General features: G+C 47.0%; 10 protein-coding genes. 7 read left to right on the top strand and 3 right to left on the bottom strand.

Annotated elements, in window-relative coordinates; translation table 11 throughout:
* Window positions 1–46 precede the first annotated feature (46 nt).
* The 4 genes from QUA20_RS18685 to dndE all read left to right on the top strand — a co-directional run bounded on the left by QUA20_RS18685 (window position 47) and on the right by dndE (window position 5,514).
* Window positions 47–1,045 carry an HNH endonuclease gene (locus tag QUA20_RS18685; RefSeq protein ID WP_333190579.1) on the top strand — a complete coding sequence of 333 codons (999 nt, stop codon included), beginning with the start codon at window positions 47–49 and terminating at the stop codon, window positions 1,043–1,045.
* Window positions 1,042–2,727 carry a DNA phosphorothioation system sulfurtransferase DndC gene (gene dndC / locus QUA20_RS18680; RefSeq protein ID WP_333190578.1) on the top strand — a complete coding sequence of 562 codons (1,686 nt, stop codon included), beginning with the start codon at window positions 1,042–1,044 and terminating at the stop codon, window positions 2,725–2,727. Before QUA20_RS18685 ends, dndC begins: the two co-directional genes overlap by 4 nt.
* A gap of 122 nt (window positions 2,728–2,849) precedes the next feature.
* On the top strand, window positions 2,850–4,847 hold the full coding sequence (gene dndD, locus QUA20_RS18675) for a DNA sulfur modification protein DndD (RefSeq protein ID WP_333190577.1): 1,998 nt from the start codon (window positions 2,850–2,852) through the stop codon (window positions 4,845–4,847).
* A 265-nt stretch (window positions 4,848–5,112) separates the two neighbouring features.
* Window positions 5,113–5,514 carry a DNA sulfur modification protein DndE gene (gene dndE, locus QUA20_RS18670; RefSeq protein WP_006632969.1) on the top strand — a complete coding sequence of 134 codons (402 nt, stop codon included), beginning with the start codon at window positions 5,113–5,115 and terminating at the stop codon, window positions 5,512–5,514.
* Window positions 5,515–5,576: 62 nt separating this feature from the next.
* Here the strand turns inward: dndE and thiD are convergent, their stop codons facing one another.
* The gene (thiD, locus tag QUA20_RS18665) at window positions 5,577–6,386 is read right to left on the bottom strand and encodes a bifunctional hydroxymethylpyrimidine kinase/phosphomethylpyrimidine kinase (protein ID WP_333190576.1); all 810 of its coding nucleotides are present in this window, start codon (window positions 6,384–6,386) and stop codon (window positions 5,577–5,579) included.
* Window positions 6,387–6,538: 152 nt separating this feature from the next.
* On the opposite strand from thiD, the gene QUA20_RS18660 reads away from it, so the two are divergent.
* Window positions 6,539–7,318: an MBL fold metallo-hydrolase gene (locus QUA20_RS18660; protein ID WP_333190575.1), complete on the top strand. Its 780-nt coding sequence runs from the start codon at window positions 6,539–6,541 to the stop codon at window positions 7,316–7,318.
* A 136-nt stretch (window positions 7,319–7,454) separates the two neighbouring features.
* On the opposite strand, the gene ftsZ is transcribed toward QUA20_RS18660, so the two are convergent.
* Both ftsZ and QUA20_RS18650 read right to left on the bottom strand, forming a co-directional pair.
* Complete coding sequence (ftsZ, locus tag QUA20_RS18655) at window positions 7,455–8,729, bottom strand: cell division protein FtsZ (RefSeq protein WP_333190574.1); 1,275 nt, start codon at window positions 8,727–8,729, stop codon at window positions 7,455–7,457.
* Between the two features lie 375 nt (window positions 8,730–9,104).
* A complete protein-coding gene (locus QUA20_RS18650; protein ID WP_333190573.1) occupies window positions 9,105–10,007 on the bottom strand; it encodes an FtsQ-type POTRA domain-containing protein in 903 nt (300 codons plus the stop codon).
* Window positions 10,008–10,344: 337 nt separating this feature from the next.
* Here QUA20_RS18650 and QUA20_RS18645 point away from each other — a divergent pair, with 337 nt between their 5' ends.
* Both QUA20_RS18645 and QUA20_RS18640 read left to right on the top strand, forming a co-directional pair.
* A complete protein-coding gene (locus QUA20_RS18645; RefSeq protein ID WP_333190572.1) occupies window positions 10,345–11,676 on the top strand; it encodes an ATP-binding protein in 1,332 nt (443 codons plus the stop codon).
* 682 nt (window positions 11,677–12,358) lie between these two features.
* Window positions 12,359–17,833, top strand: a complete 5,475-nt coding sequence (locus QUA20_RS18640) for a WD40 domain-containing protein (protein WP_333190571.1) — start codon at window positions 12,359–12,361, stop codon at window positions 17,831–17,833.
* Window positions 17,834–17,939 lie beyond the last annotated feature (106 nt).

The following is a 17,939-nucleotide window of genomic DNA, read 5'->3' as shown; positions in this document are numbered from 1 at the left end:
GTAAAATTTAAGACTGGATTATATTTAATCATAGCAGGAGGGAGCAGTGAGTACGGGGCAGGAGTCAGAATATAAAAATTTAGCTTATTATCGCAATTGTTTTGCAAATCTTAATGTCAACCGTACACAACAACGCGGAGATGCTCTAAATCAGCCCATACTGCTATTGTCTGTCACTGATTTAATTGCACAAGGTTTCATCAAGGAGAACCACATTACCATTTCCGAGGAATTAATTAACACCTTCAACAAAAATTGGTCGGCGCTGACTTCTAATCCTTTAAAGGGTGATTCTTTTCCTCTTCCGTTTTATCACTTAAAAAACAAAGAACCTAGATTTTGGTATCTTAAATTTAGCGAACAATATGAAGGAGGGCGACCTCAAACAATCAATACCTTAAAAAAAGCTGTTGACAGTGCAATAATTGACGATGAACTATTTAGTCTTTTGCAAGATAGGAATGCCAGAAAAGAATTAATAGATGTACTGATCTCGGTCTGGTTTTCATCTACCAATAAACAAATTGAAGATATTTTAAAGATTAACCAGTCTTTTCAAGATTCAACATTGGCTGAATTAGATACTATTGAATCGGGTAATACAGATAGACAACCAAAGGTGTATTTAAAAAAATCTGTGGTTAGAGAGGCTGTTTTTCGTAAATCTATCGTGCATTTGTATGATTACCGATGTGCTTTTTGTCGATTAAAAGTTACTCGTTCACTTAGTCAAAGTATTGTAGATGGCGCACATATCCAGCCCTTCTCAGAGTTTTATGATAATAGAGTAAATAATGGGCTCTCACTCTGTAAAAATCATCATTGGGCATTCGATCGAGGATGGTTTGCTGTTGACGATCGTTATCAGATTATAGTTGCTAGTGATTTACAAGAGGACTCACCACACCCTAGATTAATGAAAGAGTTTCACGGCGAACTTATTCTTTTGCCGAGTTCCGAGCAATATTATCCGAGAAAAGATGCGCTTCAGTGGCATCGCAAAAATGTGTTTACTTTAAAATCAAAACGGAGTTCTAGAAAATGAATGATCTACAACAAATGTCACTATTTCCGCCCCGCAATATTGGCGATTTAATGGCAGACATAGAAATTTTAAAAAAGGAAATTCAAGAACTTTATTGTCAAGATGAACTCCCACTTGTAATCGGTTGGAGTGGTGGCAAAGATAGTTCGGCAGTCTTACAGCTTGTCTGGTATGCGATTGCAGAGTTACCAATTGAGAAACGCCACAAAACAATTCATGTTTTAACAAATGATACACTGGTAGAAAACCCTATAGTAGCTGCTGGAGTACATAATTCTCTAAAACGGATGAAAGTTGCAGCCCAAGAACAGGGAATGCCAATAGAAACTCATTTAACTTATCCAGCCGTTCAAGATACCTTTTGGGCGTGCTTAATAGGTAAAGGATACCCAGCACCTAGAAACCGATTTAGATGGTGTACGGAACGATTAAAAATACAACCAACCGGTTCTTTTATTCGTGAAATAATTAGAACTAGCGGCGAGGTAATTCTTGTTCTAGGTACTCGCAAGGCTGAAAGTGCTAAACGCGCCGCAAATATGGCTAAACATAGGGAGTGGCGGGTAAGCGAACGCCTTAATGCTAATCCCACTCGCCCTAACTCTTATATTTACCTTCCCATTGAAGACTGGCGAACAGATGAAGTGTGGCTTTACTTGATGCAGTGGGATAATCCGTGGGGAAATAACAACAAAGATTTGCTAACTATGTATCGAGGTGCGACAGCAGATAATGAATGTCCTCTAGTGGTTGATACTTCCACCCCTAGTTGTGGAAATTCTCGCTTTGGCTGCTGGGTTTGCACAATGGTAAGCCAAGATAAATCTATGGAGGCAATGATTCAAAACGATGAGGAAAAAGAATGGATGCAGCCTCTACTCGATATTCGCAACGAATTAGACATTCCAGACGATCACCCAAAAAGAGACTTCCGCCGCATCTACGGTAGAGTAGAACTGTTTGAACGCAACATGGGCGACGACACAACCTCCGTCGAACCCATCCCAGGGCCCTACACCAAATTCTGGCGAGAACACTGGCTGAGACGAGTCCTGGAAGCACAAACCCACGTCCGCAAAACCGCCCCCCTAGAAATGCGCGATATCACCTTAATTACTCCTGAAGAACTTAGCGAAATCCGCCGCATTTGGCTGGAAGAAAAGCACGAATTCGACGACTCTTTACCCCGGATTTACGAAGAAGTTACGGGCGAACCTTTTGAAGATTCCCGTCCCGCCGCTGAAAGAAAACTCCTCGGTAGCGATGAATGGACTGCGATCGAAGAGATTTGCAGCGAGGATAAAATGCACCTCGAATTGATGGCAAAACTCCTGGATACAGAACGCCAATACTACACGAAACCCCGCCGTACAGGCATTTACGCCGATTTGGACAAATGCTTTGAAACCAGTTCGCGATCGAAGGAAGAAGCGATTGGCAACGCCCACTATCAACGCAATTTAAAAAAAGCGGTGGAAGATATTAAAGCAAATCCGACCGAAAACATTCAGCAATTCAAAGATGCGATCGCCCAAACCAACAGTTCCGCCAAAAACGATACCGTTGATATTGCCAAACTTAAAGAAGAACTCGAAAGCAACAGCAATGAAAGCAGACAGCTATCTTGGGCCGACATCAAATTTTCTACTCCTGATGTAGGAGATAAAAATAGCAAAGATTAAATCTGTTCAATCAAAATTTCCCCTGCGTAAGGTGCGTCAGCTATCATTATTTTCGACATAATGGATAGCCCAATCGCTGACGTACCTACCAAACAAATCAGCAACCACCGACAACATCTATAATGCAATTCCTCGAACTCGTCCTCCAAAACTTCGGCCCCTATGCAGGCACCCAAACCATCAATCTCCGCCCCGAAAAAGACGGGAATCCCTGCCCAGTTATTTTATTTGGCGGCATGAATGGCGGCGGCAAAACCACCCTCATGGACGCCATTCGCCTCGCCCTCTACGGTGGCCGCGCCCAATGTTCCACCAGAGGCAATTTAAGCTATAGCGACTTTCTCAATCAATGCGTCAACCGCCACACTCCCCCATCAGAAGATACCCGCGTCGAACTAACATTTGAACAAGTCCAAGACGACAAATTAGCTCAATTCAAAATAGTTAGATACTGGAAAAAATTAGACATCAAAGACACCTTGAGCATTCTCATATACAGCGAGATTGTCAGCGATTGGTGGTCGGACAAAGCAATTACTAACACCTGGGACGAATACATCGAAACCCTTTTGCCCGTCGGAATATCCAACCTATTTTTGTTTGACGGCGAACAAGTAAAAGAACTCGCCGAACTCGAAACACCGCCAGAGTTTGTCGTCGGGGCGATTAAATCTCTTTTAGGTTTAGAATTAGCCGAACGCCTCGCCGTCGATTTAGAAATATTAGCCGGCCGCAAGCGGAAAGAAATTGCTGGCAAAAAAGACTTGGCAGCTTTAGAGAAAATCGAACAAACTTTTAAAAAAATTAGTGATGAAATAGACTCAGCTAAGCAAGAACAAGCCAGCTTTAAAAACGAGTTAGATAAAGCTCAAAAAAATCAGCAACAAGCATCAGAAAAGTTTATTTATGAAGGCGGGAAAATTGCCGCCGATCGCAGTCAGCTAGACAGCAAGCTAAACGACTACAGAAATCAGGCAGAAAAAAGCCGTCAAGCCATGATGGAATTGGCGTCAAATACGCTACCACTAGCCTTAATTTCGCCCTTGCTAAGTGAAGCAAAAATTCAAGCAGAAACAGAAGCCAGCCAGCAGCAAGCAAAGATTGCCCAAAATGTTATCAAACAAAGAAGCGATCGCCTCCTCAACTACATCGCGGAAATCGCCTTAAATCCCCAACAGCTAGATAAAATTCAAGACTTCATCCGCCAAGAAAACCAAGAACTCGAACAGCAAGCAGGAACAGACGTTCCGCCCTGGATGAACGCCGAAAACAACAGCATCCAGCAACTAGAAAACCTCCTTAGCTACCAAATCAAAGCCCAGCAACTTCTAGCCCGCGACCAAATAGAAGAAATCAAAAGCATCGAAGCAGAAATCGACTTTACAGACAGACAACTCGCAGCCGCCGCTTCCCCCGAAGCCTACGAAAAACTAGAAGAAGAAGTCAGGAAAGCCCAAAAAGCAGTCGCTATCGCAGCCGCCGCCTTAGAATCAGTCAACCGCCGCGTCGATGAATTAGAGAGAGAATTAGCCAAAAACCAAAAAGAACTAGAAAACTACAGCAGCGAATACATCACCATCAGAAACAGCCAACACGTCATCGCTTCGATCGCCAAAGCCCAAGCTACCCTGAAACTCTTTAAAGAAAAACTCACCCTCAAAAAACTCAACAAACTCGAAATAGAAATTACCGACTGTTTCCGCTACCTGTTGCACAAAACCGACCTCGTGCACAGAGTTGCGATCCACACTCAAACATTTAGCCTCTCCATTTACGATCCAGAAGGCAAACCAGTACCCAAACACCGACTTTCAGCCGGGGAAAAACAATTGCTGGCGATCGCCTTTTTGTGGGGATTGGCTAGAGTATCGGGGAGACAATTGCCAGTGGCGATCGACACTCCCTTGGGCCGCCTCGACTCTTCCCACAGAAACAACCTAGTCGAACGCTATTTCCCCTCAGCCAGCCACCAAGTTATCCTGCTTTCTACCGACACGGAAATTAGAAAAGTAGAATACGAAAAACTCCAAGAATTAGAGGCGATCGCCCACAGCTACCTCCTCAAATACGACTCCGCCAAACACCAAACCACCGTCGAAAAAGGTTACTTCTGGGAATAAAAATTCGCCCTAAAAAATAGCCGCAACCCCTTGACTTTGCCCTGGGGTTGCGGTAGTATATATAGCATAATGGGATGGTTGCGAAAATTTTATTTTTACGACCATCCCATTATTAAGGATAAATCCTACTACAATCAAAATACCAAAAAAAACCGATTTAATTAAGTCGCGCCGTGTAAAAAAATGTTAATTATTTCTCGTTATCTAGAGGCTTTGCTTCCCCAATATTAACACTTTTTACAATATACCAAACCATCTTAAACTCATGGAACCACCACTCGATCGCATCCGCCTATCGCAAACAGGCAAAGACCAACTATCAAAACTGAAACGATCGACAAAAATCGATCAGTGGAATATTTTATGCAGGTGGGGATTTTGCCGATCGCTCGCCGAACCCAGCATCCCATCCCCAGTACCAATTCCCAGCGACAGCAACGTCGAATTAAGCTGGGATGTCTTCGGCGGCGACATGGCCGATATCCTGATAATGGCCCTCAAACAGCGGTGTCACCAAGACAATTTAGGCACAGAAAAAGAAACTCTAGCCAAACAATTTCGCCTGCACTTGCACCGAGGGATTGGTTATTTGGCCGGCGATCCGAATATTAAGAAAATCGAAGACTTGGTGGCGATCGCTCTTTCGCCTGAAAAATTAAGAAATTAAACAAACCGCGAAGACGCAAAGGACGCGAAGGAAGGAATGAAAAGAAGGGATGGTTTCACAATTTACTTCAGTAAAAGCGGGAAAAAATGACCTACTGGCCCTTGGCCTTCCCCAATATCCAAAGCATATTTGAGAGCAGTAGTAACATAATCCTTAGCCAATGTCACGGCTGTAAACAAATCTTTCCCCAAAGCCAAATTAGCCGCGATCGCAGCACTCAAAGTACAACCAGTCCCGTGAGTATTCCCAGTATCAACATTTTCAGTCTTCAACACATCCAACCGCGTACCATCAAACCAAACATCAATTCCCCGCAAATCTCCCGCCATCCCGCCGCCTTTCACCAAAACAGCTTTGGCACCCAAACGGTAAATCTGCTGCGCCGCCGATCGCATATCGTCAACAGAATCAACCTCCAAACCGCTCAAAATAGTCGCCTCAAACCGATTCGGAGTCACGACAGCAGCCATTGGAATCAAAACATCCTGCAAAAATGCGATCGCCCCCTCGTCAATCAATCGAGCGCCCGATCGTGAAACCATCACCGGATCGACAACCAAATTCCCTATTCCCAAAGCTTCCACCTGTGAAGCCACCGCCACCATAATTTCCCGATTCAGCAGCATCCCAGTCTTCACAGCATCCACCCCAATATCCCCAACCACCGCCTCAATTTGAGCCGCCACAGCCTCCGCAGACAAAGCATCCACCCGCATCACCCCCAAAGTATTTTGAGCCGTCACGCAAGTCAAAGCACTCGTACCGTGCACGCAGTGAAACGCAAAAGTCCGCAAATCCGCCTGAATTCCCGCCCCGCCGCCACTATCCGAACCCGCCACAGTCAAAGCCACAGGAATCTTCGATTTAATCATCTTTTGTCAACCGCAGATAAACACAGACACATCCCAATAATATCTGGGTTCATCGTGGCACGGGCGTCCCGCCTGTGCTTCCGAAGGGGTTAAAATTCCCAAACAAAATTAGCTATGATTAAACCAAATGTAAAGAATTATTGCAAACAACTGTGAAACTCACCCGAATCGACCTCAACTCTTGGATCTTCCACATCGCAGGCCAAACCATCCTCGTCGATCCCTGGCTGGTCGATCCCCTCGTATTTTACGCTCAACCTTGGCTGTTCACCGCCTACCACAACACCCCCGTCGCCTTCACTCCCAGCAGCTTACCGCCGATCGACCTCATCCTGATTTCCCAAGGATTAGACGACCACTGCCACAGACCAACACTCGAACAGCTCGATCGCACAATTCCGGCGATCGCCTCACCCACCGCCGCCAAAGTCCTCAGAAGTTTAGGCTACACCAGTATCACATCTTTAGCAAATTGGCAAGAATTTAATTATCAAGAAAAGTTACAAATAACCGCCGTACCCGGAGCCGAAGTCCAGCCCGGACAAGAAGAAAACGGCTACTTGCTCAAAGACTTAAACAGCGGCGAGACACTTTACTACGAACCGCACTTACCGCCATTAGACAAAGTAAAACAGAAAATAGACACAGTAGACGTAGCCATCGCCCCAGTCATCGGTCAAATCTTCCCATTCCTCGGACAAGTCATTATCGGCCCTTCGGAAGCCCTGAAGCTTGCCCAAACCGTAAAGCCTAGGTTTTTCGTGCCGACAGCGGCGGGAGACATCCGAGCCACAGGCATTTTACCAATGTTAGTGCGATCGGTCGGCAGCATCCCCGAATTTCGCGATTTACTAGCAAAATCGGGACTCTCCACCCAACTCCTCGAACCCGAACCAGGGCAAACCCTAGAAATTTTAGATTTTAGATTTTAGATTTTCCATTGGAGATGTTCGATTTGAGATTTTCGCTTTTCTAGATTGGAGATGTTCGATTTTTTAGATTGGAGATTGGAGATTGGAGATTCAATCCAAAATCCAAAATCCAAAATCTAAAATCTAAAATCTAAAATCATCTCGGCGGGCGACGGTTGCGCAAAAACTCAGGAATATCCAATCCCAAATCCTGCGGCGGTTTCGTTTTCGGATCGGGCGTCTGTTGAGCAGGAGTCGCCGGTACAGTTGCAGCTCGCCAAGGAGCATTAACATTTTGCGTCCGCCCCGGAGTCGGAGGCGCCGGAACTTCCCCCGAAAAACCAGTAGCGATCACAGTAATCTTAATTTCGCCCTGAAGCCGCTCGTCAATCACCGCTCCAAAAATAATATTGGCATTCGGATCGACAACCTCGTAAATAGTCTCAGCCGCCGCATTCACCTCGTGCAGCGTCATGTCAGTACCGCCAGTGATGTTAAACACCACACCTCTAGCGCCCTCAATAGACGAAGCTTCCAGCAGAGGCGAAGAAATAGCCTGCATCGCAGCCTCCCTAGCCCGCGACTTGCCAGAACCCACGCCGATGCCCATCAAAGCCGAACCCGCATCCGCCATTACTGCCCGCACGTCAGCAAAGTCAACATTCACCAAACCGGGAATAGTAATAATGTCAGAAATACCCTGAACCCCTTGGCGCAGGATATCGTCAGCAACTCGGAAAGCTTCTTGCACCGGCATTTGTTCCGAAATCACAGACAGCAGCTTGTCGTTAGGAATCACGATCAGCGTATCCACCCGGGTTTGCAAAGCCGCAATCCCTTCCTCAGCTTGGCTGGTGCGCCGCCGTCCCTCAAACGTAAAAGGCCGCGTCACTATGCCCACAGTCAAAGCGCCCATTTCCTTAGCCACCTCAGCCACGATCGGAGCCGCGCCCGTGCCCGTACCGCCGCCCATGCCGGCGGTGATAAATACCAAATCCGCATGATTCAGAGCATTAGCAACCTCGTCGCGGGATTCCTCAGCAGCCTTTTGGCCGATCGCCGGATTGCCCCCGGCGCCCAAACCGCGCGTCAACTTCTGTCCGACTTGCAAGCGTTTCGGAGCATTTGAGAGAACCAGAGCTTGGGAATCTGTATTCACGCACCAAAACTCGACACCAGAAACCTCGCTAGCAATCATCCGGTTAACGGCGTTGCCCCCACCACCGCCGACGCCAATTACTTTGATTTTGGCGGCACTGCTGGGCATTATGTCTTTGGGATTGACCATAGGATCGATATCAATACTATCTACATTTACATAACCAGACTTGCGTCTAAAGGGATTGGCGGAATCTGCAGCCACCGGAAAATTTTTTACTTCTTCCGAAGGGGGACTGTCTTGATCAGACCCCTGTCTATTATTAAGCTTCATTAGAGTCGGGGATAGTAGATTACAGCTTGTTAACTAAACGCCAATTCACAATCAACTATAGGCTAAGTTGCGCGAAAAACTAACACTGGTAGATGCTTAATGTTAGCCAATCTCGGATTTGGTCGGCCTCGCTAGCCCGTACCTCCCTCATACCCCATCAACGCGCTTGTGCAGGAGGCACTTGTAAGCAAGGCAGAAGGAAAAAAAAGGGCTAGTATCCCTTCCCCAATCGGTATGGAAAGAAAAATCTGATTGTTTTTTCCAGACGCGGAGGGGTATCAAAAAACTCTCCTTATTTCAAGCCCTGCGTATTGATCTTGATGGCGAAAAATTCTGCAGTCCGATCGATCCCTTCTACCTTCTGTTGACAGAGGATCAATTCTGGGCGCGAGTGGGTGCGGGAGTGGAACTCTCCAAACTGGGGGGGAGTTCTGGTAAATGGACGATCGGCGAAGCAGGATTTTTCAAGTCAATGTAGGCTATTTTGCTTGAATCTAGCTGTTTTGGCAATTGTCGCATTCGGTCTAAAACCTTAAGTTGCTCTGCTGTCCTGGAACTGTACGGCCCTAAGTGTACGGTACCGATCTCTGTTTTCAAGATCAAGTTGTTCGGGTCTTGCCAATTAATCTCAAACACTTTCACCGTCAAGCCGCTGAGTCCTTGGTAAAACTGCGGCCAAGAGGCGCGATACTGTTCCAAAGGCCCGATGACTTTTAAAGTTGGCAAAGAACGCTGAGGCTGCGTTCCCTGAACGCTGCCGGGCCCGATCGAACTATTCTGCGAGCGCACAGCAGTATAGCTCTCCGACGGCATCCAACCTCCGCGAGCGTCCAGCCACCCCACTTTTTCCTTGTCGCTGTTCGATCTCAACACCGCAGTAGGCTGAGCTACCGCCACCGGCAGCCGTTCTGCCACTTCTACAGTCAAACTCGGCGGAAACAAGTTACGAGTCACCTTCGCTTTGGCGATCGGCCCCGTTGACTCCAGCTTTTGGGCAAGCGCCTGCGGTTGAATCCCCCACAGCGACTGCGGGTAAGACAGCGGCACCAAAGACCGCACCGCCTTGTCCGACAGCCACTGATTGCCCTCCACATTCACTTGTTCCGATCGGGCAATCAACCAAGCCGGCTGCGCAATCCACCAGAGCAAACCCCCTGCCATTGAGCTCGCTGCCAACATTTGCCACACCACAGCCACCACTCGACCGCGACGAAGCCGCCGCAACTCTTGGCGCCTGCGCCCTAACTCTGTTTGAGAAACCGCTCCAAAACTAGCCATCTACCTCTTGACAATTTAATAATTAAGGATTAGCACAAATTCAAAACTTTTTAAGCTCTCTCCTGCAGCCCCGTTCTCCCCTACCATTTAACCAGATCCCCGCAAATTTACCCTGACTCCTGCCAAGATCAGTAATATCACTGATCTCCCTATGTAATTAAAAGTTATTAATTAATAATTAACAATTCCAGCGCCGGGAAAGCCGCTTAGCAAACAAAGGTTCTTTGGGTATTTAGGGCCTTACCCCACAGGGCAAAAGGTTACAAATCCAACTAAACTCAAGCAAAGAAAGTTTAGACTTTCGATTAGCTTGTTTAACTTTTATTCGGCTTCAATTGTGATCCCACTCGAATTAGACAGATTCTATAAAGCCTGCAACCCGAGCAAAACCCTTGTTGCGGGAGACCCAGGAGATTATCAATACTACATAGATTTTGGTTCCGTGCGCGGCGGCAAAATCATTGAATCTTTACAGCGAACCATTACCCGCATCTCCCCCAACGAGCCAACCTGTCAGTTATTTACAGGACATATCGGGTGTGGCAAATCTACGGAATTGTTTCGACTGAAAGCTGAGCTAGAGCAAGAGGGTTTTTGCGTCGTCTACTTCGAGTCTTCCCAAGACTTAGACATGGGTGATGTAGATATCAGCGATATTTTGCTGAGCATTGCGCGCCAAGTTAGCGAAACTATGGAATTAGCTAAAATCAAACTCAGACCGAGCTATTTTACAAATCTGTTTGCAGAAGTGGCAGAATTTTTGCAGACTCCCATAGATTTGTCAGCGGAAGCCGAGTTATCTGTAGGCATTGCTAGAGTTACTGCTAAAACTAAAGACTCTCCCAAACTCCGATCGCAACTCAGGCAATATCTCGAACCCCGCACCAACAGCATCTTGCAGTCCATCAACGAAGAACTCCTCAACAGAGCTAACGCCGAACTCAAACACCAAGGGAAAAAAGGACTCGCAGTCATCGTTGACAACCTTGACCGCCTCGACGCCTCCCTCAAACCCAGCGGGCGCACCCAACCAGAATACCTGTTTTTAGACCGCGGCGAACAGTTAAAAAAACTCAATTGCCATGTCGTCTACACGATTCCCCTGACTTTGATTTTTTCCAACGACTTCGGCCGCCTCGCCAGTCGATTTGGAGTCAAGCCCAAGGTGATGCCGATGGTACCAGTGCAAATGCGATCGGGCGACGACCACAAGGAAGGAATGGCACTGCTGCGGCAGCTAGTATTAGCTAGAGCTTTCCCCGCAGTTGCTCCCCATCAACGCATCGATTTGATTTCCCAAGTCTTTGACTCTCCCGAAACTTTAGACCGGCTTTGCCGGATTAGCGGCGGTCACGTTCGCAATCTACTGATGCTTTTGTATAGCTGTTTGCAGCACGAAGACCCTCCCTTCTCTCGCGAATGTCTCGAAAGCGTCATTCAAGAATATCGCGATGACCTTTTGGGAGCCATCAATGACATGGAATGGGAATTGCTGTTTCAAGTCGTCAACCGACAAAGTGTAAATGGCGAAGAAGAGTCTCAAATCTTGTTGCGAAGTATGTTTGTCTTTGAATACCGCGATCAAGAAGGTCGCTGGTTTGGCATCAATCCAGCCCTAGCAGAAACCAGAAAATATAAGGAGTTGCTACAGCGTATTGAGCCAAAATAGTTGGGATTTTTGAGCTTGCTTCGCGACTCTAAGAACCCTTAGCCACGAGTGACTTAGAAACTCTTTAACTTAACATTCACCGCTCAAAACTCCGAACTCCTAAAATCCAATAGAGAAATCAGCCAGCGGTTTTTGCCGCTGGCTGATTTGTGTTCTATGCTAGCTATATGCCACGAATTTTATTGTCGCGTAAAACTTTGCTACCACCAAGGACTTGCCCCAGTCTCAACTCTCATATCTGCAATGCCAGACCCCCTATTTCTATTTTTACCTGTTGAGCTTATTTCAACTAATCCCATCCCGGACGACATTTTTCTGCGGTTGTACTAAATGCCTGCTACAGATAGCTCGGAGCTGTTTACTAATAGCTAGTCGTCGGTATTATCATAACTTGAGCCGTTAGCTATTTATAGCCTGCAGTCATTTATCTGTAGCTGAGTAAAAAATTTCCTAGACGGGATTAAATTTTTATTGGGAAGTCTCGCATTCTCTGAGATTGAGAGGTATGATATCTTTACATTGGCTCTAATAACTATGTAAGTATTGATAGGACAAGTACGGAAAACTACGTATTTATACAGAGATAAAGCGTCAGACAGAGACGGCTATGTCTAAGTAGATACGCTTTCAGTCACGATTGGCGAGCGTTACGGTAATAGATTTATGCAAAAGAGGTGCACGCATGACCGATCTAATTAAGGTACAAGAAACAGCCAACTACAACGAGCGCTCGCTCAAAACTCTGGTAAGATCCATCACAATGTCTCAACACCAATTCTCGCTAATTTTGGTGCGCTGCAACTACGAGCAGTTGCGGCAGCAAATAGCGCAGCGGCTGCGAGAAGTGTCCCCAGTTCCCATTCAAGATTTCGTCCTGCCAGCTTCAGTTAAAACTCTCTACACTAGCCTGCTGGCAAGCACTTTTCAGGAGGGGTTTTCCCCTGTCAGTTCCGCCTCGGCTTTGATGGTATTCGGTTTAGAAACAGTAGTAGCGATCGACGAACTGATGGCCTCTACCAATCAAGTGCGAGACGAATTCCGCAAAAATTTTTCCTGCCCGGTAATTTTGTGGGTAACAGATGACATCGTGACCAAAATGATTCGTCTGGCCCCGGATTTCAAAAGTTGGGCCGCCGCCACAATTAAATTTGAAATGGCCGTTGACGAATTAATTAATTTCCTTGCTAGACGGGCCGATACTATATTTAAGGTAGGCGAACTCAATCAAGAAATCGGAAGCAGCAACGTCGGCGCCCTGGCTAGTTTTGGAACCTGGGAAACGCAGTGCGAAAAACGCGCCCAAGAGCGCGAAATTAGCTCCGGAGAAAGCTTTCTCACTTTTCACTCTCAACCCCAAAACGCACGACAATCAGATCTCCGCTCGTATTCGCCCTTGAGTCCGGGCAATACCCTCGATTTGGCGATCGGCTCTTTGCCGCGCCGAGAACTAGAATTAGCTTTAAGAGATTTACAAAATCGCGGTGAAGAATTAGAACCCGCCCTCAAAGCCAGCCTGCAATTCGTTCTCGGTCGAGATTACTATGTCAGCGACCAAACCGAAACAGCCTTAATTCACTACCAAGAAAGTTTAGCCTTTTGGCAGCAGCAAACCGGCAACTGGGAACTCGCAAACTCGGAAGATTCCGAAAACCCAGAAACCTTCTCTTCCTTGTCGAATCCTGTCCCCAACATTTTATATTTAGAGAGAGAAGGCATAGTGCTGTTTCACATAGCCCTGTGTCATCGGTTGCAAGCAGCCAGAAATCCGGTAGCCAACCGCCAGCACTGGGAACAAGCTTGGATTAGCCTCGAACAATCTAGAAACGCTTTCTCCCTTGCCTCACGTCCCGAATTGGTAGCTGAGGTGACAGCACACCTCGGAGAAGTGCTGCAGCGCTTGAAAGCTTGGGGAGAGTTGCAAGCATTAGCTGAAAATTCTTTGCAGTTGCACTTCACTTACGGTACTCCCAGCCAACTAGCTCAAGATTACGGCTTTTTGGCTGAAGTTGCCCTGCAACAGTCGAGGTGGAGTCAAGCCCGCCAGCTAGCCGAGTTGGCTTTGGCAATTTTGGATCAAACGCCTAACGATTTGAGATTGCTGATTGAAGATTTGAGATTGGGGTTTGAGGGAAATTATCCAGAAATTGTGGGCACTAACGAGTCAAGTAACGATCCAAAATCTAAAATCCAACATCCCAAATCTGACAGAAGTTCGTATCTTTTACTGCTAGCCCGAAGTTTGCGGCAGCTAGACCAGTGGGAAGCGGCGGTTCATTCATTGGAGTTGGCTCAAGCTCAAAGCGAGCCGAAGTACGACCCCCGACTTTACATCGATATTTTGACGGAACTGCAAGCGGTTTATTTCGAGCAGGGAGAGTATCTCAAAGCGTTTCGGATTAAAAAAACCCAGCGGTCGATCGAATATCAATACGGATTTAGAGCTTTTATCGGAGCCAGCCAATTGCAGCAGCAGCGACAAGCCGTCAATCCTTCGGGTCCATCAGCTCAAAATCAAGCCGCAATCGCAGCGGAAATGACAGCTTACTCCCGCCAAACAGATATCAATAGCTTGCTAGAAAGAATTAGCAGGGACGACCATAAATTAACTATTATTCACGGGCCCAGCGGAGTCGGGAAAAGTTCTCTAGTCAATGCCGGCTTAGTACCAGCTTTGAAAAATATTACTCCGGGCGCGCGCGATACATTGCCCGTAGTAGTCAAAGTTTACACTGATTGGCTGGTGGAGTTAGAAAATGCTTTGAACAGCGCACTGTACGACAAACAAGCCGAAGAGGAAAGTAAATTAATCTCCAAAGGACTACAGAAAATCCATAAAAGAAGTTGCTCGGTTATTCCTGCTCGCAGCTCGGAAGTCTCTTCTTTTATTATAGAACAGTTGCGCGAAAATGCCACAAATAATTTGTTGACTGTGCTGATTTTCGATCAGTTTGAAGAGTTTTTCTTTGTTTCGACTTCAGTGGCACAAAGACAACTTTTTTATAATTTTTTGCGCTTGTTTTTGAATTTGCCTTATGTCAAAATAATTCTGTGCTTGCGCGAAGATTATTTGCACTACTTACTAGATTGCGATCGCTTCCCAAATCTTGACGCTATTAACAATAATATTCTCGACAAAAGCATCCGCTACCAACTGCGGAGTTTTTCTATCAAAGACGCGCGGGCTGTCATCGGACACTTAACAGAACGGGCGGAATTTTATTTAGAGCCGGCACTGATCGATGCCTTCGTAGAAGATTTAGCAGACGAATTGCAAGAAGTGCGACCGATCGAATTGCAGGTAGTGGGAGCGCAACTTCAAGAAGAAGGTATTACCAGTTTAGCACAATACCAGCAATTGGGGGACAATCCCAAAGCGGAATTAGTGAAGCGATCGCTCGAAAGAGTCATCTCTGACTGCGGGCCCGTTAACGAAGACGCAGCTTGGAAAATCTTGTTTTCCCTGACAGATGAAAGAGGCGTTCGGCTGATAAAAACCAAACACGAACTCTCGTTAGTTACAGGTCAGCAGCCAGCCGATGCCCGCGAAACCGAATTATCGGCGATCGGCAGAAACCGAATTTCCCTACAGCGACAGTTCGCAAAAGACCCAGAAATCCGACAAAAGAAAACCGACAACCTCGACTTAATTTTAGACATTTTAGTCGGTCACGGTTTGCTATTTCTGCTGCGGGAAGCCCCAGAAGACCGCTATCAATTGGTACACGACTATTTAGTGCGACCGATCCGCCAAAGATTCGGCTTAGAAGCCAGACTGCACAAAGCGGAAGCGGACAAAAACATGAGTCAAGCACAGCTCTACCGAGCCAATACTTTTCTCAAACAACTGCTGGGATTAGCAGTGATCGGCGTCATGCTGCTGACGAGTTCCACGATCGCCGCCGTCAACTTTTGGTGGCGGGCCGTGGGTCAAAAACAGCTAGCTGTCGCTCAAACTCAACGAGCCGAAATTAGTACCCTCACAGCAGCTTCTGAAGCACTTTATTTCTCAAACAACAAATTTGACGCCATGATGGAAAGTTTGAGAGCTGGTAAAAAGTGGAGACACATCGAACACTCCCAAGAAATGTATACTCTCAAAGACACCGAAATTCTAATTTCTGCTGCCCTCCAGCAGGCTGTTTATGGAGTCAAAGAACGCAACCGCTTGGAGGGACACGGCGATGTAGTTTGGGGTCTTAGTTTCAGTCCAGACGGCGAAACAATAGCTTCTTCCAGTGTAGATAAAACCGTCAAACTTTGGCGGCGCGACGGCAGTTTGCTGGCAACTTTTAAAGGTCACACTAACAGCGTTTCCTCTGTCGCGTTCAGTCCCGACAACAAAACAATAGCCTCGGCAAGTTTAGATAAAACTGTCAAAATTTGGCAAACAGACGGCAGTTTGCTAGCAACTTTCAAAGGGCATACTAATAGCGTTACCAGCGTTGCTTTTAGCCCTGACGGTCAAACGATCGCCAGTGCATCTACAGACAAAACAATCAAACTTTGGAAAACCGACGGCACGCTGCTGCGAACGATCGAACAATTTGCTCCGGTAAATTGGCTCAGCTTCAGCCGCGACGGCAAAATAATCGCTGTGGCGAGCGATGACGGTAGTGTGAAACTGTGGAGTTCTGACGGCAGGTTGATCGCTAATTTGTGGCACAGCGACAACAGACAACCCTCGAAAATTTACACCGTCAGTTTCTCCCCCGACGGTGAAACGATCGCCAGTGCGGGTGAAGACAAAACGGTGAAAATCTGGAGCATCGCTGCACTAAAACACCCAGCAACAGAAAATTCAACACAAGCAAATAAGGGCGAACTGCTAACAACTTTGCGGGGACACAGCAAATGGGTATTTGGTGTCAGTTTCTCCCCCGACGGTCAAACACTTGCTTCTGGAAGTGCAGACGGGACTGTCAAACTCTGGAGTCTTGCTGGTGTTGGCGACAAACGCCCAACCGATGCTAGCAACATTAAACCGGAGAGTCGCTTGCTGAGAACTTTTGAGGGACACGCCGATCGGGTTACTCAGGTGACTTTTAGCCCGGAAGGCAAAACCCTGGCTTCGGCAAGTTTTGACAAAACTGTCAGGCTGTGGCGGCTCGATGACGTGCCGCTCAAAACCCTCGACGGACACCAAAACCGGGTGCAAAGCGTTACTTTCAGCCCCGACGGTCAAAGGCTGGCTTCTGCTTCTACGGACAAAACTATCAAACTCTGGAGCCGCACGGGAGTTTTGCTGGAAACATTGGAAGGACACACTCAGAGAGTGGCCAGCGTCAGTTTCAGCCCCGACGGCCAGTTACTTGCTTCTGGGAGTTACGACAAAACGGTGAAAGTCTGGAGTTTGAAAGAAGATGGCATGAGTAATATTCTGCCTTGTCCTTCGGCTCCGCTGTTCCCGTGTTCGCCTTCTGTGCTGTTGACTCTCGACGGCCACGCCGACAGCGTGATGAGCGTGAGCTTTAGCCCCGACAGCGAGATTCTCGCTTCGGCTAGCAAGGACAAGACTGTGAAACTGTGGACGAGAAACGGCAGGTTGATTAAAACTTTGACGGGACACACAGGCTGGGTGACAGGGGTGACTTTCAGTCCCGACGGCTCGATGCTGGCTTCTGCAAGCGATGACGGTACTGTCAAACTCTGGAATCGGGACGGTCGTTTGCTGAGAACTTTTGAAGGAGCTCACAACAGTTTTGTGTTGGGGGTTGCTTTTAGCCCTGACGGCAAAATGCTGGCTTCGGCGGGTTACGACAATTCGGTGAAGTTGTGGAAGGTGGACGGGACTTTGGTGGCGACGCTGCTGAAGGGTTCTAGCGACAGCGTGACTAGCGTTGCTTTTAGCCCGGATGGTTTGTTGGTTGCTTCGGGCAGTTACGATCATAAGGTGAAGCTGTGGAGTCGCAGCGGGACTTTGCTGAAAACTTTGACGGGTCACAAGGATAGCGTGATGAGCGTGAGTTTTAGCCCGGATGGGAAGGTTCTGGCTTCTGCAGGCCGAGATAATCGGGTGATTTTGTGGAATTTGGATCTTGATGATTTGCTGGTGAGGGGCTGCGATTGGGTGGGGGATTATCTGAGAACTAATCCTAATGTGAGCGATCGCGATCGGCGTCTCTGTGAGGGGGTGGGGGCAAAACCAAATCGATTTTAGATTTTAGATTTTAGATTTTCGATTGGGGGATTCAGTGGATTTTCGATTTTAGATTTTAGATTTTCGATTGGGGGATTAAGTGGATTTTCGATTTTCGATGTTACTC

It is taken from the genome of Microcoleus sp. Pol7_A1, assembly GCF_036701085.1.
GTDB lineage: Bacteria > Cyanobacteriota > Cyanobacteriia > Cyanobacteriales > Microcoleaceae > Microcoleus > Microcoleus asticus.
The sequence above is the reverse complement of the archived record's forward strand: the minus strand, read 5'-3'. Positions and strand labels throughout refer to the sequence as shown.